Annotated in this window: 26 protein-coding genes and 2 riboswitches; of the genes, 22 read left to right on the forward strand and 4 right to left on the reverse strand. The window is 31.6% G+C overall.

All coding sequences use genetic code 11. The annotated features are described in order from the left end of the window. The first annotated feature begins 5 nt into the window (after positions 1-5). The 8 genes from EG57_RS0203305 (at position 6) to EG57_RS0203340 (ending at position 9,194) form a co-directional block, all read left to right on the forward strand. Entirely contained in the window at positions 6-1,355 is a 1,350-nt protein-coding gene (locus EG57_RS0203305) for an MATE family efflux transporter (protein WP_200880521.1), read from the forward strand. 246 nt (positions 1,356-1,601) lie between these two features. Beyond that, positions 1,602-1,792: riboswitch (cobalamin riboswitch) on the forward strand. A gap of 138 nt (positions 1,793-1,930) precedes the next feature. Beyond that, positions 1,931-2,869, forward strand: coding sequence for a nickel ABC transporter permease (gene nikB, locus EG57_RS0203310; protein ID WP_032075864.1), 939 nt, complete (start codon positions 1,931-1,933; stop codon positions 2,867-2,869). Position 2,870: 1 nt separating this feature from the next. Continuing rightward, complete coding sequence (gene nikC / locus EG57_RS0203315; RefSeq protein ID WP_029161312.1) at positions 2,871-3,695, forward strand: nickel transporter permease; 825 nt, start codon at positions 2,871-2,873, stop codon at positions 3,693-3,695. Positions 3,696-3,770: 75 nt separating this feature from the next. Beyond that, entirely contained in the window at positions 3,771-5,342 is a 1,572-nt protein-coding gene (locus EG57_RS0203320) for an ABC transporter substrate-binding protein (protein ID WP_032075865.1), read from the forward strand. An 11-nt stretch (positions 5,343-5,353) separates the two neighbouring features. After that, positions 5,354-6,160 carry an ABC transporter ATP-binding protein gene (locus EG57_RS0203325; RefSeq protein WP_029161314.1) on the forward strand — a complete coding sequence of 269 codons (807 nt, stop codon included), beginning with the start codon at positions 5,354-5,356 and terminating at the stop codon, positions 6,158-6,160. Then, positions 6,133-7,098 (forward strand): ABC transporter ATP-binding protein, encoded by a 966-nt coding sequence (locus tag EG57_RS0203330; protein ID WP_029161315.1) that lies wholly within the window; start codon positions 6,133-6,135, stop codon positions 7,096-7,098. The genes EG57_RS0203325 and EG57_RS0203330 overlap by 28 nt, the downstream gene beginning before the upstream one ends. Positions 7,099-7,204: 106 nt before the next feature. Further along, positions 7,205-8,170, forward strand: coding sequence for a M14 family metallopeptidase (locus tag EG57_RS0203335; protein WP_032075866.1), 966 nt, complete (start codon positions 7,205-7,207; stop codon positions 8,168-8,170). A gap of 91 nt (positions 8,171-8,261) precedes the next feature. Beyond that, positions 8,262-9,194, forward strand: coding sequence for a DMT family transporter (locus EG57_RS0203340; RefSeq protein ID WP_108849498.1), 933 nt, complete (start codon positions 8,262-8,264; stop codon positions 9,192-9,194). A 104-nt stretch (positions 9,195-9,298) separates the two neighbouring features. Here the strand turns inward: EG57_RS0203340 and EG57_RS0203345 are convergent, their stop codons facing one another. The 4 genes from EG57_RS0203345 to EG57_RS0203360 all read right to left on the reverse strand — a co-directional run bounded on the left by EG57_RS0203345 (position 9,299) and on the right by EG57_RS0203360 (position 12,251). Continuing rightward, entirely contained in the window at positions 9,299-10,351 is a 1,053-nt protein-coding gene (locus EG57_RS0203345) for a biotin synthase BioB (protein WP_052037730.1), read from the reverse strand. Beyond that, positions 10,341-10,808: a C-GCAxxG-C-C family protein gene (locus EG57_RS0203350; RefSeq protein ID WP_052037731.1), complete on the reverse strand. Its 468-nt coding sequence runs from the start codon at positions 10,806-10,808 to the stop codon at positions 10,341-10,343. Before EG57_RS0203350 ends, EG57_RS0203345 begins: the two co-directional genes overlap by 11 nt. 117 nt (positions 10,809-10,925) lie before the next feature. Continuing rightward, the gene (gene arsS, locus EG57_RS0203355) at positions 10,926-11,906 is read right to left on the reverse strand and encodes an arsenosugar biosynthesis radical SAM (seleno)protein ArsS (protein WP_032075867.1); all 981 of its coding nucleotides are present in this window, start codon (positions 11,904-11,906) and stop codon (positions 10,926-10,928) included. A gap of 12 nt (positions 11,907-11,918) precedes the next feature. Next, positions 11,919-12,251, reverse strand: a complete 333-nt coding sequence (locus EG57_RS0203360) for an arsenosugar biosynthesis-associated peroxidase-like protein (protein WP_032075868.1) — start codon at positions 12,249-12,251, stop codon at positions 11,919-11,921. A 168-nt stretch (positions 12,252-12,419) separates the two neighbouring features. On the opposite strand from EG57_RS0203360, the gene EG57_RS0203365 reads away from it, so the two are divergent. The 14 genes from EG57_RS0203365 to EG57_RS0203430 all read left to right on the forward strand — a co-directional run bounded on the left by EG57_RS0203365 (position 12,420) and on the right by EG57_RS0203430 (position 25,267). Then, entirely contained in the window at positions 12,420-12,785 is a 366-nt protein-coding gene (locus tag EG57_RS0203365; RefSeq protein WP_029161322.1) for a PadR family transcriptional regulator, read from the forward strand. Between the two features lie 90 nt (positions 12,786-12,875). Beyond that, entirely contained in the window at positions 12,876-13,967 is a 1,092-nt protein-coding gene (locus EG57_RS0203370; RefSeq protein WP_032075869.1) for a GTP-binding protein, read from the forward strand. Between the two features lie 557 nt (positions 13,968-14,524). After that, positions 14,525-16,120: an ABC transporter substrate-binding protein gene (locus EG57_RS0203375; protein WP_032075870.1), complete on the forward strand. Its 1,596-nt coding sequence runs from the start codon at positions 14,525-14,527 to the stop codon at positions 16,118-16,120. Continuing rightward, complete coding sequence (locus EG57_RS0203380; protein WP_032075871.1) at positions 16,117-17,082, forward strand: ABC transporter permease; 966 nt, start codon at positions 16,117-16,119, stop codon at positions 17,080-17,082. The genes EG57_RS0203375 and EG57_RS0203380 overlap by 4 nt, the downstream gene beginning before the upstream one ends. Beyond that, entirely contained in the window at positions 17,082-17,885 is an 804-nt protein-coding gene (locus EG57_RS0203385) for an ABC transporter permease (protein WP_032075872.1), read from the forward strand. The genes EG57_RS0203380 and EG57_RS0203385 overlap by 1 nt, the downstream gene beginning before the upstream one ends. A gap of 32 nt (positions 17,886-17,917) precedes the next feature. Next, positions 17,918-18,451 carry an ECF transporter S component gene (locus tag EG57_RS0203390; protein WP_032075873.1) on the forward strand — a complete coding sequence of 178 codons (534 nt, stop codon included), beginning with the start codon at positions 17,918-17,920 and terminating at the stop codon, positions 18,449-18,451. 76 nt (positions 18,452-18,527) lie between these two features. Next, a complete protein-coding gene (locus EG57_RS0203395) occupies positions 18,528-19,331 on the forward strand; it encodes an ABC transporter ATP-binding protein (protein WP_032075874.1) in 804 nt (267 codons plus the stop codon). After that, complete coding sequence (locus EG57_RS0203400) at positions 19,325-20,128, forward strand: ABC transporter ATP-binding protein (RefSeq protein ID WP_032075875.1); 804 nt, start codon at positions 19,325-19,327, stop codon at positions 20,126-20,128. The genes EG57_RS0203395 and EG57_RS0203400 overlap by 7 nt, the downstream gene beginning before the upstream one ends. 63 nt (positions 20,129-20,191) lie before the next feature. Continuing rightward, complete coding sequence (locus tag EG57_RS0203405; protein WP_032075876.1) at positions 20,192-20,581, forward strand: 4Fe-4S dicluster domain-containing protein; 390 nt, start codon at positions 20,192-20,194, stop codon at positions 20,579-20,581. Positions 20,582-20,596: 15 nt separating this feature from the next. Next, positions 20,597-21,418, forward strand: a complete 822-nt coding sequence (locus EG57_RS0203410) for a class I SAM-dependent methyltransferase (protein ID WP_032075877.1) — start codon at positions 20,597-20,599, stop codon at positions 21,416-21,418. Positions 21,419-21,433: 15 nt separating this feature from the next. Beyond that, positions 21,434-22,495, forward strand: coding sequence for a FecCD family ABC transporter permease (locus EG57_RS0203415; protein WP_032075878.1), 1,062 nt, complete (start codon positions 21,434-21,436; stop codon positions 22,493-22,495). Beyond that, entirely contained in the window at positions 22,492-23,244 is a 753-nt protein-coding gene (locus EG57_RS0203420; RefSeq protein ID WP_032075879.1) for an ABC transporter ATP-binding protein, read from the forward strand. Before EG57_RS0203415 ends, EG57_RS0203420 begins: the two co-directional genes overlap by 4 nt. 53 nt (positions 23,245-23,297) lie before the next feature. Further along, positions 23,298-24,413, forward strand: coding sequence for an ABC transporter substrate-binding protein (locus EG57_RS0203425; protein ID WP_032075880.1), 1,116 nt, complete (start codon positions 23,298-23,300; stop codon positions 24,411-24,413). Between the two features lie 61 nt (positions 24,414-24,474). Next, a riboswitch (cobalamin riboswitch) is annotated at positions 24,475-24,657 on the forward strand. 130 nt (positions 24,658-24,787) lie between these two features. After that, positions 24,788-25,267: a hypothetical protein gene (locus EG57_RS0203430; protein WP_032075881.1), complete on the forward strand. Its 480-nt coding sequence runs from the start codon at positions 24,788-24,790 to the stop codon at positions 25,265-25,267. Positions 25,268-25,325 lie beyond the last annotated feature (58 nt).

Here is a 25,325-nt window from a genome sequence, read left to right on the forward strand (position 1 = left end):
TAATAATGAGTAATTTGAAGAAGAATGCTAATTTAACAGAGGGCATTATATGGAAACAAGTGTTGTTTTTTGCACTGCCACTGATTGCAGCAAGCATTATTCAACAATTATATAATACAGTGGATTTAATTTTTGTTGGGAATTATCTTGGCAAAGAAGCTGCAGCAGCAGTTGGAGCTAGTTCTTTGATAGTTACCTGCCTGGTAGGATTTTTTACAGGTATGTCAGTAGGATCAAGCGTTATTATTGCTAATCTCTTTGGCTCAGGGAAAAAAGGAAAAGTAAAAGATGCAATACATACAGCAATAGGATTGAGTTTTCTTGGAGGAATAATACTTTTTATTATTGGTTATATAGGTGCACCTTATTTTTTAAAGTGGATGAATGTTCCACAAGAAATACTGAAACCGGCTGTTTCTTATATAAGAATTTATTTTTTAAGTCTTATTTCCCTTATTACCTATAACATGGGCTCTGGTATTATACGTGCCATGGGCAATTCGAAAACACCAATGTACATACAACTTGTCGGAGGGATTGTTCATGTATTAATGGATGCACTGTTTATAGTTATTTTTGAAAATGGTGTTAATGGAGTTGCATGGGCAACGTTTCTATCGCAGACTATCAATGCTGTGCTGATATTATATTATTTGAAACATACAGAGAGTGAATATAGATTACAATTTAAAAAAATACGAATACATAAAGAGATACTGTTACCTATTCTTAAGATTGGAATACCAGCAGGTATTCAAAGCATTGTAATAACATTGTCCAATGTTTTTGCACAATATCATATTAATAGTTTGGGGGTAGAAGCAATCGTTGCATTTACAGCATATTTTAAAGTAGAATTGCCTATTTATCTTCCAATTGTAGCACTTGGACAAGCAATTACAACGTTTTCCGGACAGAATATGGGTGCAGGAAATATTGAAAGAGTAAAAAAGGGAGCCAAGGTATGTATATTAATGGGAATAGGTATAACCATAGTATCAAGTATGCTTTTGTTGATATTTGAGCATCAAGCTTTTGGAATATTTAATCATGATAGAGTGGTAATTGATTATGGAATTAGAATAATCAGAACTTCATTTCCCTTCTATTGGATTTATGTTATTTTGGAAGTATTGGGTGACACCATGAGAGGTGCAGGAAAAGCAACTCCTCCAATGGTGATTATATTATCAAATATATGTGTACTTAGAATTGTACTGCTCTTTGTTATAATGGCTTTTTATCATGATGTTCGAGGAGTAGCAATTACCTATCCTATAACTTGGGCGATAGCAGCATTATGTATGTTTGTTTATTATTTAAAAGGTAGTTGGATGAAGAATTTAAATTATTAATGTGGAAATATAATAAAAATATTGGAGTAACAGGTTAGATGGTTATTGTAAAGTAAGTTTGCAAGAACTGAACAGTTTCAAAAAAGAAGTATGGATAGACTTAATAATCAGTATGTGATAAAAGTGTCTGTAAGAAAACTAAATAAGACAAATATAGTGAAAAAGTTTACTTTACATGTTTTAAAAATAAAAGAAATATTTGACACAATATGATTAATTTCGTATAATTACATTAACAAAATTTTATATGTAATGAATGTAACAGGTTAAAAAATTAGTTAAGCTAGTTTTTTATTAAAAGGGAAACAGGTTAGATTCCTGTACGGTCCCGCCGCTGTAATAGAGTAGTAGTGCAAAAAATGCCACTGTTGATATGGGAAGGCTTTGTACTACGTTGATGCTTAAGTCAGAAGACCTGCCTGTTACTATATGTATCATGACTCTACGATGGATGGAGGGATGTTTAATTGTTGTGTGCAAATGCTGCAGTATTTCAATAAATAGCCCTTTCTATTATCAATAGAAAGGGCTATTTATTTTTTAAAGAAATGTGTATAAATGATGAGGGAGAAAAAATGAACAAAAAACAAGTAGGTAGAAGGCTGCTGCAAATTCTTATAGTCTTGATAGGTATTAGTTTTTTTACATTTGGATTAACCTATCTATCGCCAGGTGATCCAGCAGAAATTATGCTAACAGAATGTGGAAATTTACCAACACCTGAACTATTAAAAGAAACAAGAGCAGAGCTTGGATTGGATAAACCGTTTTTTATACAATATGGAAACTGGGTCAAAGGTGTTGTTACTGGGAATATGGGAGAATCCTATTCTATGAAAGTACCAGTTGTAGATAAATTAACAGCTTGTTTTTGGCCTACATTAAAACTGACTTTAACGTCATTGCTTATTATGATAGTCGTATCAGTGCCACTAGGAATTTTATCAGCAGTTCATCAGAATAAGTGGCCAGATTATCTAATTAGAGGAATTACCTTCATTGGAGTTTCTATCCCCAATTTTTGGATTGGTTTAATTTTATTGAGTATTTTTGGCGTTACTCTAAAGTGGGTATCTGTTTCAGGAGGAAGCGTAGATTTTAAAGCATTAATTCTTCCGGCAGTAACTTTGGCTATTGCAATGTCAGCAAAATATACAAGGCAAGTTCGTATAGCTGTCTTAGATGAGCTGCGTCAAGACTATGTAATTGGTGCACGTATGAGAGGAATTAAAGAAAAGACAATTCTTTGGAAGCATGTGCTACCCAATGCTATGATTCCTCTTGTTACATTGCTAGGACTCTCTCTAGGAAACCTTTTAGGAGGAACTGCAGTGGTAGAGATAATTTATAACTGGCCAGGTATGGGAAGTATGGCTGTAAAGGCTATAGCTTGTAGAGACTATCCTCTAGTACAAGGCTATGTATTGTGGATATCTCTTCTGTACATGGGAATTAACTTGCTTATAGACCTTTCCTATAATAGTCTAGATCCTAGATTGAAGGAGGAACTGTAGTTTGAAACTAATTAATTTCTTAAAATCTAACAAACAATTTACTTTTTTTCTATTTCTTGCATTGGTAATTATAACAGTTGCTATTTTTGCTCCTTTCATTGCACCAATGAGCCCATATGAAGCTAATATGACTCAATCTTTAAAAGCACCAGGAGACATGTATATATGGGGTACTGATAAACTAGGAAGAGATGTATTGTCAAGAGTTATTTATGGAGCCAGGACTTCATTGTCTATGGCAATTTGTTTAGTAGTGGTAATATTTACCCTAGGAACTACACTTGGAATTTTTGCAGGATATTTTGGAGGAATTTTGGATGCAATAATTATGCGTATTGCAGATATGATGATTTCATTTCCAGGGTTAGTATTAGCTATTGCTATTGCTGGATTATTGGGACCCAATATGATAAATGCAGTCATTGCAATTTCAGCAGTGAGTTGGACGAAATATGCTAGGCTGTCTAGAAGTATGGTCTTAAAAATTAAGAAAAACGTTTACATAGAAGCTGCAATAGTATCTGGCACAAAAACAAAAAATATTTTATGGAGATATGTAGTTCCTAATATAATAACTACAATGATAGTTACAGCGGCTACAGATATTGGAACTATGATGTTAGAGCTATCAGCTTTATCTTTCCTAGGTTTCGGAGCACAGGCACCTACACCAGAATGGGGGCTTATGCTAAATGAAGGAAGAACATATTTGTCAAAAGCTTCGTGGCTGATGATTTATCCAGGTATTGCAATTGTACTTGTTGTAATAGTATTTAATATGCTAGGTGATAGCTTAAGAGATATTTTAGATCCTAGACAAGAATAATAGACAAATAAGATATAAAAAGTGATGTAATAAGGTTTAAAAAATGTTGCCTTTAAAGAAAGGAATGAATATAAAATGAATAAGTTTTTTAAAAATGTATTAGGCATTGTTTTGGTAAGTACAATGAGTTTATCATTGATGGCTGGTTGTGGAAATTCTAAAGATAAATCTAATGTATCAAAAAAAGGTGGAGAAGTTACTATTGCTGTAACCAGTTTTGCTGATACTTTAGAACCAACACAGCAGTATTTTAGTTGGGTAATAACTAGATATGGAGTAGGAGAAACCCTAGTTAGATTTAATGAAAAAGGTGGAATTGAACCTTGTTTGGCTGAAAGCTTCCAATCTAGCGAGGATGGAAAGACGTGGACATTTAAAATCCGTAAAGGTGTTAAATTTTCTAATGGAGATGATATGACTCCAGACATGGTAAAGAAATCCTTAGAGCGTACTTTTAAATTAAGCAAGCGTGCAGTTTCTTTCTTTGAATTAGCTTCTATGGAAGTTGAGGGTCAGAATCTTAAAATTACTACAAAAGAACCAGTTGCAATACTTCCTGGAAGTTTAGCTGATCCATTGTTCTTGATTGTTGATACAAATGCTAATAAAGACTCTATTGCAATGAAAGGACCAATTTGCACAGGACCTTATGCTGTAGAATCTTTTAAGCCAACAGATTCTTGTGTAGTTGTAAAAAATAAGAATTATTGGAATGGTGATGTACCCTTGGATAAGGTTACCTTTAAATGTATAGAAGATCAGACAACTCGTTCTATGGCATTGCAGACAGGTGAGGCTGATATTGCATACAATTTAAAAGCAGAAAACTTATCTGAGTTTAAAGATACTGATAAGTACAACATACAGAAATTACAATCTTTACGAGCTACTTTTGCTTTTATGAATCAGAAAGGTCCATTAAATGATTTGAAACTAAGACAAGCACTTATACGTGGATTGGATAAACAAACTTATTGTAATGTTTTATTGGAAGGCGGTGCAACAGCTGGAAAAGCACCAGTACCTCCAACTCTTGATTTTGGATTTAATGAATTAAAGGATGAAAATAGCTATAATCCAGAAGGAGCAAAAGCATTATTGAAAGAAGCTGGTTATAAAGATATAGATGGTGATGGCTTTGTTGAGACACCAGATGGAAAACCATTACAATTAAATTTCGTTATATATACTAGTCGTAAAGAATTGAATGTTTATGCACAGGCTGCTCAGGTAAGTTTGAAAAAAATTGGTTTAAATGTTAAGTTAAATACCGTTAGTTATGAAACACTATTAGATACAAGAGATTCTGGTAAATTCGACTTGTTAATTTGGAATGTGTTAGTGGCAAATACAGGAGATCCAGAAAAGTATTTACGTGAGAATTGGTACAGTACATCTGCATCTAATCAGACAGGGTACAATAATGCAGAGGTAGATAAGCTTTTAAATCAACTTTCCAAAGAATTTGATAAAGATTCAAGAAAAAAATTAATTATACAAATTCAACAGTTAATTATGAATGATGCATCAACAGTTTTCTTTGGATATGAAACTACTTATCTATTCTCATCAAAAAGAGTAAAAGGGGTTAATATGTATCCAAATGATTATTATTGGTTAACAAAGGATATTACACTGGCAAAATAAAGGAGTATATTATGTTAAGAATTGATGATTTGACAGTTCAATATGGTAAACAAAAGCCTACTATAGAACATTTTAATCTTTCTATGAAGAAAGGTGAAGTCATTAGTGTAGTTGGAGAAAGTGGAAGTGGAAAAACTACAGTTATTCGAGCAATATTAGGTGCTTTGCCTGAGGCTGGAAAAGTAACCGATGGATATATTGAATTTCAAGGCAAATCCTTATTAGGAATACATAAGGATGAATGGAGAAAACTAAGAGGAACAAAAATGTCAATGATTTTTCAGGATTGTGGAGGAACTTTAAATCCCTTAAGGAAGATTGGGAAACAGTATGTAGAATATATTTGTACTCATAGTGATGTATCTAAACATGAAGCTTTTGAAAAAGCTGTTTCTATGCTGGAAAAAATGCAGCTTCCTGATTGTGAAAACATTATGAAAAGTTATCCTCACCAGTTGAGTGGGGGGATGCGGCAAAGAGTAGGAATCGCAATTGCAATGACCTTTAATCCAGAACTATTATTGGCAGATGAACCTACTAGTGCACTTGATGTTACCACTCAGGCACAAATCGTAAGTCAGATGATGAAGCTTAGAGATACTTATAATACAGGGATAATTATTGTGACTCATAACTTAGGTATAGCTGCATATATGTCAGATAAACTGATTGTTATGAAACATGGGGAAATTGTAGATCAAGGAACAAGAGATGAAGTTATAAATCATCCTACTAGCGAGTACACAAAAAAGTTGTTGAATGCAATACCTGAAATTAGGGGGGAATCTTTTTGTTTAAAGAGTCGGATATTATCTTAGAAACTAAAAATATTGTAAAACAGTTTCCTATATCCAAAAATCGAACCCTTACAGCATGTAATGATATTAGCCTTAATGTATATAAACAGAAAACTTTAGGAATTGTTGGGGAAAGTGGTTGTGGAAAATCTACTTTTGTACGTACTTTGATTCAAATAGATCCTCCAACAAAGGGAGAAATATTTTTTCATGATAAAAATATTTTAGAGTTATCAAAAAAAGAAAAATGGCTGAATCGTCAGAACATGCAAATGGTATTTCAAGATCCATTGGCTTCATTTAACCCTAAAATGAAAGTGATAGATATTTTGACAGAGCCACTTATGAATTTTGGACGCTTAAGTAAGAAGGAAAAGGGATTAAAAGCAAAAGAATTACTTGAACTAGTTGAATTGCCTGAAAATTTTCTTTATAGATTTCCACATAATATGAGTGGAGGGCAAAGGCAGCGAATTAGTATTGCTAGAGCACTTTCTCTGGAACCTGAAATTTTAATATGTGATGAGGCTACTTCTTCTTTAGATGTTTCTATACAAAAAAATATTATTGATTTATTAGTCAAACTTCAAAAAGAAAAAAGTATAAGTATTATATTTATTTGTCATGATATCGCATTGATTCAGACATTTGCTCATCAAATTGCAGTAATGTATAAGGGGCATATAGTGGAAATAATACCAGGAGATCAAGTTGGAGAGAATGCTTCCCATCCATATACTCAGACATTATTGGAAGCATTGTTTTCAATTCATATGGATCGCAATAAAAAAATAGAACCTATGGAATATGAAGTTGATAGGACACTTGATTTTTCATCAGGATGTATATTTCAAAATCGATGTAAGTACTGCATAAAAAAGTGTAGAGAGGATAAGCCTACATTGCATAAAATTGCTCTAGGACATCAGGTAGCATGCCATCGTGTTACTCATGAATAATAGTGCTTTACCACTTAAGGTAAATATAGGGTTAACTACGACTTTTGTTAAATTACATTATAATTGAATAAAATATATATGTTAAGTAAGGAAGGTATAATGGTTTATGAAAACAATGAAAATAGGAAATATATGCGCTGAGGCTGGAGAAAAGTCATCAGGATATGTAAAAGTTAAAGGGACAGATATAGAACTCCCAGTTACTGTTATTTGCGGAGAAAAGGAAGGAAAAACAGTATTCATTTCAGGAGGTGTACATAATGCAGAATATGTAGGAATTCAAACAGCAATTGAAATAGCTAATGAAATCTTACCATCAAAGCTTACAGGAAATCTTATTATATTACATTTGATGAATAGAACTGGATTTGAACACCGAACTATGAGTTTGGTTTATGAAGATGGAAAAAATCTAAATAGAGAATTCCCAGGAAGTGATCAAGGAACAGTGGCAGATAAAATCTGCCATACCGTTGTAACAGAATTTCAAAAAAATGCAGACTATTATATTGATCTTCATTGTGGAGATGGATATGAGGAGTTAATACCTTATGTATATTGTGTAGGAGCAGCAGCTCCAGAGGTAGTGCATAAAGCAAGACAGATGGCTGAACTAGTAAATGTTCCTTATTTGGTGCAATCTCCTTGTGTTAGTGGTGGTTCTTACAATTATGCAGGTTCCTGTGGAATTCCTAGTATTCTAATTGAGAGAGGTTGCATGGGACGGTGGTCGAAAGAAGAAGTAGAACTAGGAAAACAGGATGTTAGAAATGTTCTACGCTATTTGGGAGTTTTGGAGGGAAATGTTTCTCAAAGAACTTATAATCCTGTTGATGTAGGAAATGTTATTTACAAAAATGCTGAACATTCGGGCTGTTGGTATCCGACTAAAAAAGTAGGAGATACTTTCAAAAATGGGGAAGTATTAGGTGAAGTTAAGGATTATTTTGGTAATGTGTTAGAAACCTGTGTTGCTGAAATGAATGGAATATTACTTTACCAAGTTGGTAGTTTATGTATTATTAAGGGTGGTCCTATGGTGGCTTATGGGGAAAATCCAAATGAGAAATAGTTTAGCAAATTAAACATTTTTACTTATGGGGGAAATCATTTTTTGATTTCTCCTCTTAGTATGTTGAAATATATAAAGACGAGGAGCAAATATGGCAAATAATAAAAAAATCAATTTAGATAAAATACTTACCAATAAGAGATATATAGTGTTATTATGTATATTATGTACTTTCTTATGGGGGAGTGCATATCCAGCAATCAAATTAGGATATGATTTTTTTTATATACAATCAAAGGATAGCTTTTCAAAATTACTATTTGCAGGGTATAGATTTTTTTTGGCAGGCATAATTTTAATGTTTATACAGAAAGCTATGGGGAAAAGCGTAATGCCTAAAGTTTTATCAGATTTTAAAAGTCTAACTCTTTTAGGGGTTGTCCATACTCTTTTGCAGTATGTTTTTCTTTATATTGGTATGGCAAATACCACAGGGGTAAAAAGTTCTATATTAGGTTCTGTAGGGGTTTTTGTGAGTATTGTATTAGCACATTTTATTTATAAGAATGATAAGTTATCCTTAAATAAAATTATAGGCTGTATCATAGGATTTTTAGGGATAATTATAATTAATTTTGAAGGAAAAGGTTTGAATATATCATTTAATTTAACTGGTGATGGATTTGTAATTTTATCTACTGTGATGGGGTCTGTTGGCAGTATATACAATAAAGAATTGGTAAAAAAGAATGATGTATTTGTGGCAACAATATGGCAGCTTATATTAGGCAGTTCAATGTTGATAGTTATAGGGAAATTTGCGGGTGGTAGCTTAATTTTTACATCAGCTAAATGCTGGATTTTATTATTATATATGGCTCTTTTATCATCTGTTTCGTTAGTGATATGGTCTGCGTTATATAAACATAACAAAGTTGGTAAGATTGCTATTTACAGCTTCCTAATACCTGTATTTGGTGCATTATTATCTGCTATTTTATTAGGAGATTCTATATGGGATATGAAGAGCTTGGCAGCATTAGTTTTAGCTTGTATTGGCATATGGATTGTTAATAGGGAATAATATGGATATAAATTATTGTTTATAGGTTCATTTCTTATAAAATAGAGCCTATATCTTATTTTATATGATAATTTAAGATATAGGCTGATACTATTTTTACTAATTTAGTCTAGGGAATTTGTTTTTACGAGATATTCAAAATCCAATGGAATTTTACTTTCATCGCCTCGACGTATGTTGGTAAATCCGCATTCAAATAACATTTTACGGCAGCGTGCCATATCCATACCGCGATTTTTAGAGGTATCTGACTGACAATCTCGAGGATTTGCTCCGCTTTCTGCAGTAATGATATTTGCACCTGATGCATAACTAAGCTGATTTGGTTCATGAACACCCATGTAAGCCATGGTAGGTAAGGTAACAGTACAGAGTGCAATAACAGCAACTATATGGGCAAGCCTTAGTTCGCTAATTTGACCATACTTTGCAAAAGGTGTACCCGGTACTGGTACTCTACGCATTGCAGCATGCTGGTATATTCCCATTTCTGCACCAATAAATATGTTATCAACTAATTGATCTATTGTGTGCTCAGGACCAATTGGTTCACAACAGGTATACAGTTCTAAACCAGCATCAAGAGCGTTTTGCATTGTCTTGATACGATTTTCAGGTTTTAAGCTTGTATCTATACCTTCTCCTAAACGACAAACATGGTATACACCAGTAATGCCAGCCTTCTTTATTTCTTTAAATGTATCAAGGTCAGTATCACCTATATTTGACCATAACTGTGTGGTTGGTGGAGCAATCTTTTTTGCAAAATGTATAGTATTTAAAAAATTTTCCAGATCATACTCATGCATTGTCATAAGATAAAGTGCATATAGATCTCCTTCTTTACAGAAACTTATCATTTTCTCTTGTAGTTCCTCCTGACCAATACGGCTTGGTTCAAACTTTGTATGTCCATCGCCAAAGGTACAGAATTTGCATTTTCCAGGGCAGGGGGATATTTCTACACCAATTTGTCCAAGTATGATGGCAGAATTATCATTTTTGCTTCGGATTATAGAATTTGCAGTACTGCGTATTAGTCCAGATGCATAACTTGTTTCATCAATAGACAGAAGGTATTTACACTCTTCTCGGTTTAGGCGGATATTGCTCCAGGACTTATCAAGAATTTGCTGAAGTTTTTGCTCAATTTTCATTTTCTTTGTCTCCATTAGTGTTATCCTGAGATAATATCTCGCCTAAAATTTCTGTGACATAGCTTACTAATTTAGGACAAAAGTCAAATAATAATCCTTTTTCTAAAATAATTTTCATTTCTTCTGGTTTGCTTATGTCATAGCCTAATAATTCACGGCAAACTGTAGAATTATACTTCATTAAAAATTTTTCTCTAAATTCCATTATTTTTGATATATTTTCATTTTTGGTGTTAGGGGTATTTGGCAAATAGTGTCCATATTTCAAACCAATTGCCATAAGCGCGCCAATGACTGCACCACAGGTTTCACCGCAGAACATGCCGCCGCCAAAGCTGGCAGCGATCTTATTTGTCTGCTTTGTATCCATACCAAGTTCTTGAGCAAAACTGCTTAGCACCACCTGGCCGCAATCAAAACCCTGCTTAAACAATTCTACAATTTTATTTTCTTTCATTGATATTTCCTCCCTGCTTCTGAATAAATTTATTTGATATATTTGTTATTTATTCAACTTTGGCACATATAAAATTTTGACTTAATGTTTTTAAACTGCGAAAGTTGAGTTATTTATCTAAGTAGTAGTTCCTCCACAGCTAGAGCCGCTGCCAGCTGTGCAGGCATAGCAGTGATTTCCAAAAACAATTTTTCGAACAGTTATAGGCTTTTCCTTTAAATCTTTAATTTCATGAACGCCTTCTATTGTCCATCCACGTGCTTGATTAAAATCACAGTCGTACAATGTGCCATCTATGCCTACTGAAAGTTGATTACGACACATCATATTTTTTAGTGTTGCAGGGTTAAAAGCAGATACCAAACGGTTCATGTAAGAATTTAGATTTCCACTGCTTTTTAAAAATTCACCAAATCGACCAATGGGGTTGTTCGTAATGGTGTACAATTGATTAAATGTAATTCCATATTTATCCATAAGTTTCTTTTTATATTCCAAAGTTAAGCTGTCTTGCTTAGGAGGTAAAAATGCACCGCCTGGATTGTATACTAAATTTAGTATTAAATCTAATGTTTTACCGTATCCAAGGTTATTAAGTTTTTTTAGCATTTCAATACAAGCTGTAAAAACTCCATTGCCTCTTTGTCTATCAGTATCTTTTTCTGAGTAGTAAGGCAGAGATGCTACGATTTCTACTTTATGATTAGCATATAATTCTGGTAAATGAGTATAACCTTCTCCTGTTAAAATAACTAAATTAGATCGAACTATAGTGTGTATGTTTTTTCTTGATGCTTCCTCTACCAGCCATTGAAAATCAGGATTCATTTCAGGTGATCCTCCAGTAATGTCAAGTATAGAAAATTTATTTTCTTCAAATACCTGTAAACAATCTTTCATAGTTTCACGGCTCATCATCTTTGTATGTGTGGGTCCGGCATTTACATGGCAATGTTTACAGCCTAAATTACAGCAGTTGGTGATATTCATTTGCATGATATCTAATTGAGGCTTTGTCATACAAAAGTCTTGGCCTTGAACTCTCTTTGAAAAAGAAGGGATTCCATGAAGCTGTTCCAAACATAAATTTTGTTCCATATTTACCACCTTCTAAAGTTCAAGCTTTTTAATTACATTTTTTGCTTGCATACCATGAGCTAATGTAGCTCCACCTCTAATGGCTGCAGCAACATGAACTGCTTCAATCATTTGCTCCTGATTCACACCCATTTCTAGAAGTGTTTGAGTATAGGAATCAATACAATAAGGACATTGGATAGCATGTGCCACTGCAAAAGCAATAAGAGCCTTTTCTCTAGCTGTTAATTCACCATCAGCAAACACCTGACCATAATATTCCATAAACTTTTTCCACATTTCAGGTGCGTCTTCTCCTATGTTTCCAAATTGAAGTAAATCTTCTGGATTGTAATAAGTATTCATTAATTTTCCTCCTCCTGTAGAATTAGTAGTATATTAGATAATGTCTAATAGTATAGGATAAATAAACTATTAGACATTATCTAATAGTTATGATATAATTCTATAATCTTATGAATAGTCTGTCAATATGAATGTTAATATCATTTTAATTTAAGAGGTGATTATTATATGAAGCTTTATAAAAAATGTTCTTGTGAAGGTGGTAATTTAGATAAATTTGTTCAACCCATAATACTTAAAATACTTTATGAATGTGATGCTTATGGTTATGTTATTTTGAAAAAAATAGCTGAATCTCCCATGATGAAAGGTGCTAAGCCTGATCCTACAGGGATATATAGGCAATTAAAGACTATGGAAGAAAGAGGTCTTCTTATGTCAAAGGAGCAGATTTCTGATAATGGAAATTTAGTAAAATGCTACAGTATTACTGAGAGTGGAAAACAATGTCTTTTAAACTGGATTCGTACACTTAAAGATTATAGGGATTCAATAGATCTTTTACTTGTAGAAATACAAAAAACAATAAAATAAATACAAATCCGATGGAGTTACTTATGAATAATAAATGTAACTACAAAAATTATAGTGTTCAAACTAAAATGAAAGAAGGGATGATATAAAATGAAAACAAGAATTATTTTAGTTGGTGGATTTCTAGGTGCAGGCAAAACAACACTTCTTTGGGAGGCAGCACGAAAACTTACTGAAAAAGGAAAACATGTTGGATTAATAACCAATGATCAGGCTTCTGAACTAGTGGATACAGCATTTCTTGAACTTACAGGTGGTGTTGTATCAGAGGTTAGTGGGAGTTGTTTCTGCTGTAATTTTAACGGTTTCACTAATGCTATTTCCAATATAAAAGCAAAAAAACAGGTAGATATAATTATTGCTGAACCTGTGGGCAGTTGTACAGATCTTTCAGCAACTATAATGCAGCCATTAAAAGAGAAACTCGGAAATGATTTGGATATTTCTCCTCTTACAGTGCTTGTAGATCCAGAAAGATTGAATGATATACTTGATGGAGGAACCTCAGGGTTACATAAAAGCGCAGCTTACATTGTTCAAAAACAGCTTGAAGAAGCAGATATTATCGCAATCACTAAAACAGACTTGTTGTCACAAGATAACCTTGAATTATTAAAGAATCGTGCAGCTGATAAGTGGCCTTTAGCTACAATCCTTGCATTGAGTTCTAAGAATGGAGAAGGCATGGAAATGTGGCTGAATGAAGTTACTAGTCGTCTTAATGCTGGAACTCATCTGGTAGAAGTGGATTATGACGTTTACGCAGAGGGAGAAGCAGTTTTGGGGTGGCTTAATACCACATTAGTTCTACATGGCAACTCTGTAAAATGGGATAGTTTAGCAGAAAAGTTATTAAAAGAATTAGGTAGCCGTTTTGATAACTTAAAAGCAGCTATTGGACATATAAAACTGTTTGTTGAAGCAGGCGATCAATATGTTATTGGTAACTTGACAGGAAAAAAAGAATCTCTAAATATTAGAGGCAGTGCTGGAATCGGAAATGAAGCTAAAATGATTATTAACGCTCGTGTTGAAATGAATCCAGCCGAACTAGATAATATAGTATCAGAGGTAGTTTCCAAAGTATGTGGAGAAGATATAACCCAAAAGGTTGAAGCATCGAAATGTTTAAAACCAGGACGACCAAATCCAACTCATCGATATGATTACATAGTAAGATAAAAACTTTGATTTCAAAATGAAACTAGTTTAATGTATTTTATCATTTTAAAACTGATTATAATTTCAAAGTGATAAATATTAAAATAAATTGTACTAATATTAAGGCTTAAGGCATTGGCATAAGAATTGCTCTGTAAATAAGTACAGTCTGATATAAATTTAAAAACCCAAAACCTAATTAACCCTAATTAAAAAATACTTAAATACAATCCCTCTTGTATTTAGGTATTTTTTTGCTGTTTCAATATGATAAAAATATCATATTGAAACCGAAATTGTATCTTTTTGATAAAAATGTATAAGAAATTACAATAAATTTAAATAAAATGATTTCTAGGGTCATGTGAAGCTTGTTTATAAGAAAGGCTTTCTATAACTGAAAATTAGAAGAGCTTATCCAAGCGTGCAAGGTATTCAGCTTATATTTTTATAAAATATATAGGTGTTAGTAATGATAGTAATATAATAAAAATTATGACATTGGCATAAAAAATGCTTTGTGATAAGTATATGGTAACAAAATGACAAATGTAAAAACTATATGAGGGGGAACAAACATGAAAAAAATAACTAGTATTTTAGTAAGCATGGTGTTTGTTATTACAGCAATGTTTACTGGATGTGGAAAACAACAGGCAGCAAATAATACTAATGAAGCTAAAGGAAAAACATTAGTATATGGAGCAGAAATGGAAGATGAAAAATTAAATCCAATATTGATAGAATCACATGCTTTTGCTAGTGATTTAATTTTTAGGGGACTTATGAGATTTGATGAAAACAATGTACCTAAACCTGAAATAGCAGAATCTTATAAAATATCAGACGATAAACTAACATATGATTTTAAGATAAAAAAGGGTGTTAAATTTCATGATAATACAGAGGTTAAGGCTGAAGATGTTGTTTTTACTGTAAAAAGTATATTAGATGACAAGGTAAATTCAGAAGTTAAGCCTCAATTTGAAGAAATAAAAGATGTACAAGCTTTAAATGATTATGAAGTTAAAGTTACATTAAAAAAACCTTTTCCAGCATTATTGGATAAAATGACTGTGGGACTAGTTCCAAAGCATGTTTTAGAAGGAAAAGATATAAATACAGCAGAATTTAATCAAAAGCCAATAGGAGCAGGACCATATAAATTTGTAAAATGGGATAAAGGCAGTAGTTTGACAGTAGAAAGATTTAAGGATTATAAAGGTGGCAGACCAGATAAAGTAGGTAATATAGATAAGGTTGTACTTAAATTTATACCAGATTTTAATGTTAGAGCTATGCAATTAAAAACTGGAGAACTAGATGCAACTTTAATTGACCCTAATCAGGTTGCTAATTTAGAAAAGGAAAGTAAGGTTACTTTAAATAAAATACCTACAGCAGATTATAGAGGCATAATGTTTAACTTTAAGACAAAACCAATGTTTAAGGATGTAAATGTTAGAAAAGCTTTAAACTATGCCACAGATAAAGAAAGTATAGTAAAAGGAATACTTCTTGGTTATGGATTTGCAGCATATTCACCAATTCAACTTAATAAATTTAATGATCCTGACGTAGAAAAATATGAATATAACTTGGATAAGGCAAATGAACTATTAGAGCAAGCTGGATGGAAGAAGGGTGCAGATGGTATAAGAGAAAAAGATGGTCAAAAGCTTCAGTTTACATTGTTTGCAAGAAATAATGATGATACTAGAGTTAAAATTGCCAATTATGTAGCATCTCAAGGTAAGAAAGCTGGTTTTGATATAAAAGTTGATGCAAGAGATCCAAAGGCTATGAAGATAAAAGATACAGAAGCTTTTGTAATTGGATGGGGAAGTCCATTTGATGCAGATGATAACACTTATAAGATATTCCATTCCAGTCAAGCAGATCATGGAAGTGGAAACAACTTTGGTTACTATTCAGATCCTAAAGTAGATGAAGCTTTAGAAAAAGCAAGAACTACTAGTGATGAGAATGAAAGAAAGAAATATTATGCAGATTTCCAAAAAGAATTAGCAGATAATCCTGCCTTTAGTATGGATGCATATATAACAGCAATTTATGGAGTAAATAAGAAAGTTTCAGGATACACAACTAAGAGAGTTTTAGGACATCATGGAGAAGGCTTCTTGTGGAATACTGAGGAGTGGAAGATGCAATGATTTCAAGATTTGTAGTAAAGAGAATATTTCAAGGATTGCTTGTAATATTTTTCCTAAGTATATTAAGCTTTGCTATTATTAATGCTGCGCCGGGTGATCCGGCTACAGCTTTATATGGGCCATTAGCAGATAGACTTACCACAGAAGAAAGAACAAGGATAAATAAAAATTATGGAGTTGACAGACCAGTAACTGAAAGATATGTAAAATGGTCAAAAAGCATGTTAAAAGGAGATCTTGGAATTTCATATTTGGAAGGAAGAAAAGTTACAGATATATTAAGGGAGAGAATACCAAATACTTTAATGCTATTTTCAAACTCAATAATATTAATATTAATTTTATCACTTACGTTAGGGTTGAAGGCAGGTTTTAATGAAGGTTCCCTTTGGGATAAATTTATAAGTTCATTAAGTGTTATATTTTATTCTATTCCTTCCTTCTGGTTAGCCCTTTTATTCATAATAGTTTTTTCAGTTCAGCTTGGTATATTTCCTTCATCAGGAATTAAAAGTGTAGATGGAGATGGTAGTATAGTCGATATGATAAAACATCTAGTAATGCCTGTTTCTGTAATGGTTATTGCACATGTTGGGGCCTATGCAAGATTTATTCAGGAAAAAGTTAAGGAAGAGAGCAATAGTCATTATGTAACTGCATGTAGAGCAAATGGAATGGAAGAAAGGAAGATAATGAAGGGAATTGTGAAGAATGCATTAGTACCCTTTATAAATTATCTTGGTATAACCATACCTGGCTTTTTTGGTGGATCAGTTATGATTGAAACGGTTTTTTCCTGGCCAGGCTTAGGTATGATAAGTGTCAAAGCTGCTAATTCGAAAGATTATCCATTACTAATGGGAACTATCTTTATAACAGGGGTAATGGTAGTTATAAGCATAATTATAACTGATATAATAGAGCTTTCTATAAATCCTTCTTTGAGAAAGCAGGTGACATAATGAAAAGTAAAAAATCACATGTTATATGGATAACTATACTTCTAATTGTAATTTTTGGAGCAATTTTTGCTCCTTTTATAGCTCATAATAGTCCTTATGATGTAAATTTATCAAAAGTACTTCAAAGTCCCAATAATTCCAATATAATGGGCACTGATGCCATGGGAAGAGATATATTTTCAAGAATTCTATATGGAGGAAGAGTTTCACTTAGTGTTGGAATTTTTTCTGTAATGATATCAACTGCTATAGGAATAATATATGGAGGAATAAGCGGATATTTTGGAGGGAGATTAGATAACTGTATGATGAGACTTTTGGATACATTTCTTGCTATACCTACTCTAATAATAATGCTTGCACTTCAAACCATTATAAGAGGTGGTCTTGTAAGTATTATATTAGTAATAGGTTGTACATCATGGCTTGCTACAGCTAGAATAGTAAGATCACAATTTGCAGAACTTAGGGATAAGAATTTTGTTAAGGCTGCCATTGTCATCGGAACACCTACCTGGAAGATATTAATCAATCATCTTCTTAAAAATGGTATGCCAGCTATTGTTGTAATAGCTACTTTAAATTGTGCTCAGTCTATATTTATGGAGGTATCTATGAGCTTCTTGGGAATAGGAGTACCTCAAGGTACACCTTCCTGGGGGAATATGCTAAATAATGCACAAAATGACATTTTATCAGGAGCTTGGTGGGTAGTCGTTTTCCCAGGTATCACCATAATAATTTCTATGTTGTGCATTAACTTTATTGGTGAATATTTAAAGAAGAAAGTTACTTATGCATAGGGTGAATAAATAGATAGAAAGGGGTTTTATATATGAAAAGAGTTTCGAATTTACAACAAATGATAAGGGGAGCCTTGCTTATAGCTTTAGGTTTAATACTTCCTGTTCTGTTTCATGGTGTAAGAGATGCAGGTAGTATATTTTTGCCAATGCATATTCCAATTTTAATTGGAGCATTTGTTTTAGAGCCTTATTATGCATTGTGTGTAGGAGTGCTGACTCCACTACTTAGTCATGTCTTTACAGGAGTGCCTCCATTTCCATTTGTTTATATAATGATTTTTGAACTTGCTTCCTATGGATTATTTATTTCAATATTTTATAACAAATTTAAGATGAGCGTATATTCTTCCTTGATTTCAGGTATGATTTTAGGCAGATTAGTAAATATAATAGGAACCTTTGTATTACTTCATATTATAATGAGTAAGCCTTTTAAATTGAGTGTAGTGGCAAGTGGACTGTTTATTAAAGGTTTACCTGGTATAGTGATACAAATTATTTTAATACCTATTATTGTATATGCCCTTCAAAAGTCTTTAAAGAGAAGTACATCAAGTTATTAGCGTTTTCAATGAATATATATATGTTGATAAGAAAGTATAATCTTAATGATTTAAATTTAGAATAAGAGGTGAGATTTTGGAAAATATTTTAGAAGTTAAAGAATTGAATACTACTTTTAAAACTGAAAAAGGAATTAAAGAAGTAGTTAAAGGAATAAATTTTGAAGTGAAAAAAAGTAAAATAACCTGTATTGTAGGACAAAGTGGCAGTGGTAAAAGTATGACAGCTATGTCTATTATAAAAATGCTTCCTAAAAGTGGTTATATTTCTGGAGGAAGTATATTATTTAATGGACAAGATCTTATTAAAATGACGGATGGAGAAATAAGAGAAGTTAGAGGAAAAAGGATATTTTCTATATTTCAAAATCCTATAAATTGTTTTAATCCATCATTAACTATGGAAACACAGATTTATGATTTAATATCAAGTAATATGACTATAGATAAAAAAGAATTTGAAAATAAAATTTGCAGCATAATGGAAAATCTTAATTTACAAGATCCAGCTGTAATTTTGAAGCAATACCCATTTCAGTTGAGTGGTGGTATGATTCAAAGAATGATGATTGCTGCAGCAATATTTATGGAGCCTGAAATAATAATAGCTGATGAGCCTACAACAGCATTAGATGTAACTACACAAAAGGAAATACTAAAACAATTTAAGCTTATACAAAAAAAATTCAATACAACAATACTTATGATAACACATGATTTTGGAGTAGTAGCGGAAATGGCTGATGAAGTAATTGTTATGAAGGATGGTCTTATAGTTGAAAAAGGAAATGTATTTGAAATTTTTAATAATCCTAAGCATCCTTATACAATTTCACTGATAAAGGCAACCTTTGATAGAGAGGTATTGGAAGTATGTTAATAGAAGTAAATAACCTATCTAAAGTATATAAAACTAAGTTATCATTGATTAAATCTCATAATGAAATCATAAAGGCTGTAAATGATGCTTCCTTTAATGTAGATATTGGAGAAGTAGTTGGATTAGTAGGAGAGAGTGGATGTGGAAAAAGTACTCTTTCACGTTTAATAATGAGATTAGAAAAACCTACTGAAGGATGCGTAAATTTTAGAGGGAGCGATATTTGGAGTTTTAAAGGAGAAAAAATAAAATCTTTTAGGAAAAGTTGTCAAATAATTTTTCAGGATACCATGACTTCACTTAATCCAAATATGAAGGTATTAGATTCTTTACTTGAACCTTTAAACAATTACTATAATATCCCTAAAAATGAGAAGATTAAAAAAATTCAAGATATAATCTCCTTTGCCAATTTAAAAAATGAAATATTGACTAAATATCCATTAGATATTAGTGGAGGAGAAAGACAGAGAATAAACATATGCAGGGCACTGCTTTTAGAGCCTGAATTTTTGATATGTGATGAAATTATATCCAGCTTAGATGTTTGTACTCAAGCAGCTATTTTAAATATGTTAAAAAGATTGATAAAAGCAAATAGCATGGGTGTATTATTTATTTCACATGATATGAGTGCAGTAAAATATCTTTGTTCAAGAATAATGGTAATGTATAAAGGGGCAATAGTAGAAAAAATAGATAATGAAGATAAAGCATATAAGATCAAAAATTCTTATACTAAAAAATTAATAGCATCTATACCTACAAATAATCCTAATAAGAGGGTTAAAGTTTAATAATAAACTTTAGTTATTTCATTAAATTAAAAAACTATTTTTTATAATCTGGAGGAATGTGAAATGAAAAAATTAGTTGTTAATGATAGTTCTCTATGTATGGCTTGTTTAAGTTGTGAAATAGCTTGTTCTGAAGCATTTTACAAAACTTATGGTAGTTCATGTATTAAAATTGATGTAAAAAAAGATAATTCTCCAAACATAAAAACATGTAATCAATGTGGATTATGTGCAAAAAAATGTCCTGAAGGAGCTATTAAACAAAATGTTAAGGGTATATATATGATAGATAAAAAAACATGTACTAGCTGCTTTAAATGTGTTGAAGTCTGTCCTAAAGGTATTATAGTAAAAAATGAAGATAAACCTAATCCAAGCAAGTGTATTGCTTGTGGTATTTGTGTTAAAGCATGTCCAATGGAAGTTCTTGAAATTCAAGAAAAATTAGATTAAAAGGTGAGAGGATGCATGGATATAAAGTATTTTTCACAGTCATGGAATAATTCTAAAAAATACTACACAATGGAAGAAAAATTTTGGAATCAAAGAGCTGAAGAGTTTAATAGAAAAGATATACAAAAAGAAGAAAAGATAGATTTTTGCTACATATTAGACTTTGTTGAAGTAGGAAAAGATGTTAGATTTGAAAACGTATTAGATATAGGTTGTGGTACAGGATTTTATTCTATACAGTTTTCTCAAATTTCTGATTATGTTGTAGCTACAGATATTTCTCAGAATATGATTACTTATGCTGAAAATAATTCAAAGGAAAAGAATATAGATAATATAGCCTTTGTTAAAAAACCTTGGTCAGAATTAAGCTTAGAAGAGTTCGATTGCAATGAAAAATTTGATTTAGTTTTTGCATCTATGAGTCCAGCTATAGATAGTTATGAGGATTTTATGAAAATGATTAATTGTGGAAAAAATTTGTATTTTTTAAGTGGTTTTGTAGAAAGAAAAAATAATTTAAAGGATGAGCTTTTAAAGATTATTTTTAATTCTAGTAATAATAATCCTCATGGAAACAAAATATACTGTGCATTTAACATATTGTGGAATATGGGGTATTATCCTAAAATAACCTATAAAGATTCTAGTTGGGAGAGATTTGAATCGGTAGATGAGCTTTATTTAGAATTTTTGAGTTATTTTCAAAGAACAAAAGTTTTGACAAAAGAAGATAAATCTATTATTAAAAATTATATAGAAAGTAAAGCTGTGGATGGCTTGGTACAAGAAAAAACAAGGGCAAAAATAGCATGGCTTTGTTGGAAAAAAACGTGAAGGAATTGATGAAAATTGAAACACGCAATAAACCAAAGTTATGAAAAATATACAGCAAGAAAAAGGATAATAGTTTTAATTGTTATATTGTTAATTATAGTATTTTCTATATTTTCAATATGTGCTGGATCGTCTAATATTAAACCCTATCAAGTTATAATGACTGTTTTGGGCAATGGTGATGGAATAACAGATGTTGTAATTTGGAATATACGTCTTCCAAGAGTTTTAGCGGCAATTATAGCTGGTGCAGGTTTATCTGTTTCAGGGTGTGTAATGCAAAGTAATTTAAGAAATCCTTTAGCTTCGCCATCAACTTTAGGAATATCTAGTGCTGCAGCATTTGGTGCAAATCTTGCTATTATAGTATTTGGAGCAGGGAGTATAAAAAGCAGTAGTGCAGATGCAGTACTTATTAATAATCCATATATAGTTACAATTTGTGCTTTTTGTTTTTCAATGATGGCAACATTCATTATCTTAATGATAGCAAAACTTAAAGCACTTTCTTCAGAAGCTGTTCTTCTTGCTGGGGTAGCTATTGGATCACTTTTTTCAGCAGGTATTACTCTTATTCAATATTTTGCTCAGGATGTTCAAGTAGCTGCAGTTGTCTTTTGGACTTTTGGAGATCTTGGAAGAGCTTCATGGAGAGAAGTTATTATAATGATGATTCTTATTATAATTTCAATAGTATATTTTGTAGTAAGGCAATGGGATTATAATGCTATAGATAGTGGAGAAGAAACTGCAAAAAGTCTTGGAGTAAACGTGGAGAGAATAAGATTTGGAGGACTATTTGTAGCTTCTTTAATTACTGCAGCTGCAGTTTCATTTCTTGGAATCATTGGATTTATAGGCTTAATAGGTCCACAAGTAATGAGAAGAGTTATTGGTGGGGATCATCGTTTTTTGATTCTAGGATCTGCATTAATGGGTTCACTTTTGCTGCTTATTTCTGATACTTTTGCAAGAACTATAATTTCACCTATAGTACTCCCAGTGGGCGCTATTACATCATTTCTTGGAGCACCAATGTTTTTATATTTGCTTATGAGAGGAGATAAGAGAAAATGATTTTATCGGTACAAGGATTAAGTTTTAAATATCCAAGTAGATCTGTTCTTAAAAATATTAATTTTTCAGTAGAAAAAGGAGAATGTCTTGCAATTTTAGGGACGAATGGAGCAGGAAAATCTACTCTTCTTAAATGTATGGATCATATATTAAAACCACAGTTTGGAGCAGTGCTTGTTGAGGAAGATGAAATTTTTAAACTTAGTCCTATGAAACTTGCACAAAAGATAGGTTATGTTTCTCAACAACAAGTAAGCATAAAAACTACTGTTTTTGATTCTGTGCTTTTAGGAAGAAAGCCTTATATTAAATGGAATGCTTCAAAAGAAGATTTGAAAATAGTGAGTAATGTTATTAATATGCTTGGACTTAAAGATTATTCTTTAAGATATCTAGATGAGTTAAGTGGTGGGGAACTTCAGAAGGTTATAATTGCAAGAGCTCTTGCTCAGGAACCAAAGGTACTTCTTTTAGATGAGCCTACAAGTAATCTGGATTTGAAGAATCAGCTTGAGGTCATAAAAATTATTAAAGAAATAGTTAAAACTCAGCAAATTGCTGCAATAATGATAGTACATGATTTAAACCTTGCAATGAGATTTGCTGATAAATTTGTTCTCTTAAAGGATGAAAATATTTTTGCAGTTGGAGGAACAGAGGTGATGACATCTGAAAATATTGAAAGTGTTTATTCAGTTCCAGTAGTAATTGAGAAATGTAGAGACAATCTTGTGGTTGTACCTCTATAAAGTATTATTTAGTGATTTTGTAGATAGTATAAATAATAGATTACCAGGGAGGAATGATTGTGAATAGAAGATTTTCAAGTTTACTAATTGTAGCAATATTTGGAGTGATATTTTTATTTGGAGGATGTTCTTCTAAATCTACTGAAAGTTCAACTTCAAAATCTGAAAAAATAATTGTTACAGATTTAGTAGGAAGGCAAGTTACATTAAAATCTAAAGCCAATAAGATTGTAGCCATTGGAGCAGGATCGCTGAGACTTTATTGTTATATAAATGGTTCAAAGAATTTAGTTGGTGTAGAACAGATAGAAAAGGGAAGCCCCATTGGCAAACCTTATATGATGGCAAATACTGATATTGCAAAGCTTACGGTTATAGGACAAGGAGGACCTAATAATTCTCCAGATGCTGAAAAAATACTTTCAGTTAAGCCTGATGTGATTTTTACTACCTATTCTACTGATAAGTCTTCTGCTGATAAATTGCAATCAAAGACTAATATACCTGTTGTAGTATTAAGCTATGGAAAAGAATCTACCTTTGATTCTGATGTATACAACTCTTTAGAAATTATAGGAAAGGTAACTGGAAATGAAAATAGATCAAAAGAAGTAGTTGATTATATGAAAAATTGTAAAAATGATTTAGATAAAAGGACTAAGGATATTTCTGAAAGTGAAAAACCAAGTACATATATAGGAGCAGTTTCTATGAAAGGTGCTCATGGTATTGAAAGTACTCAAGGAAATTATTCGCTGCTTAAAGCTGTACATGGAAAGAATGTAGTAGATGAGGTGGGTAAGACTGGTTCAATTATGATAGATAAGGAGAAGCTTTTAAAATGGAATCCAGATAAGATTTTTATAGATGAAGGCGGATTACAGGTAGTAAAAGATGATTATAAGAAGAACCAAAGTTATTATAATAACCTTTCTGCATTTAAAAATGGTGAAGTTTATTCACAAATGCCATATAATTTTTATACTACCAATATTGAAACGGCTATGGCTGATGCTTATTATCTTGGAAAGGTTCTTTATCCTGAAAAATTCAAAGATATTGATACACAGAAAAAAGCTGATGAAATTTATAAACTTCTTCTTGGAAAAGAGCTTTACTCACAAATGGCAGATAATTTTGGAGGGTTTAAAAAAATAGTATTAAAATAGTGTAGTTACTAATAAAAAATTTATTGACATTGGGGACTAATAGGTATAAATTAAAATTAAATAAAATAAAGAAAATATGGGTTTAATCTATATTGATTAATTAAAAGGGAATCAGGTGAGAATCCTGAACTATCCCGTAGCTGTAATAGATGAATTTTAGTGCATTATGCCACTTATATATTGGGAAGGCGTGCTAAAATGATGAATCTTGAGTCAGAAGACCTGCCTATATTTCACACAAATATCTCTACGAGCGATAGGGGGAGTGTTATAATAATGATTTTGTCGATTTGATATGATTGAACAAGATTTATTAGATTATTTCCTTTTAACGTTTTCGTTAAAAGGATTTTTTATTTCAGAGGAGGATTTTTATGAAACGATATTTTTATCAGACACAATTTTCTGATTATAAGCCAGGATTGATTACATATTTAAATAGAAGAAATAAAGTAGTAGTGAAAATGAATAATGTATATTTTTATAAATATCTTAAGAAAATAGTAGGGTTTTACAAAGATCTTCAGCATTATTATGAGCTTTATTCTTTAAAGGTTAAAAAAATAGTAGAACAGGATGGAGTAAATCTTGAAAATATTAATGAAATTTTAAAATTTGAAATGTATTTGTATAACATTGCAAGTATATATCAGGACGATACTATATTTGAAGAAAATTTGGAAGTTGAAGAATATATGGAGGATTGGGTCCATAAAATTGATGAAAATACTTTACTTGACTACTTTAACAGTAAGCATGATTTGAATATTTTAAATGAAAAAAAGATATTTTCTGATGTTTTTTCAAATAAGCCTAAATTGCATAACTTGTATAAGAAAAATTTTGGATCATAAAAAGGTATTAACAGAATTTAAAAGTTTTTGTTAAATAGAAATTTTAAGATTCAAACGA

It is taken from the genome of Clostridium drakei, from assembly GCF_000633595.2.
In the GTDB taxonomy this organism is placed as follows: Bacteria; Bacillota; Clostridia; order Clostridiales; family Clostridiaceae; genus Clostridium_AM; species Clostridium_AM drakei.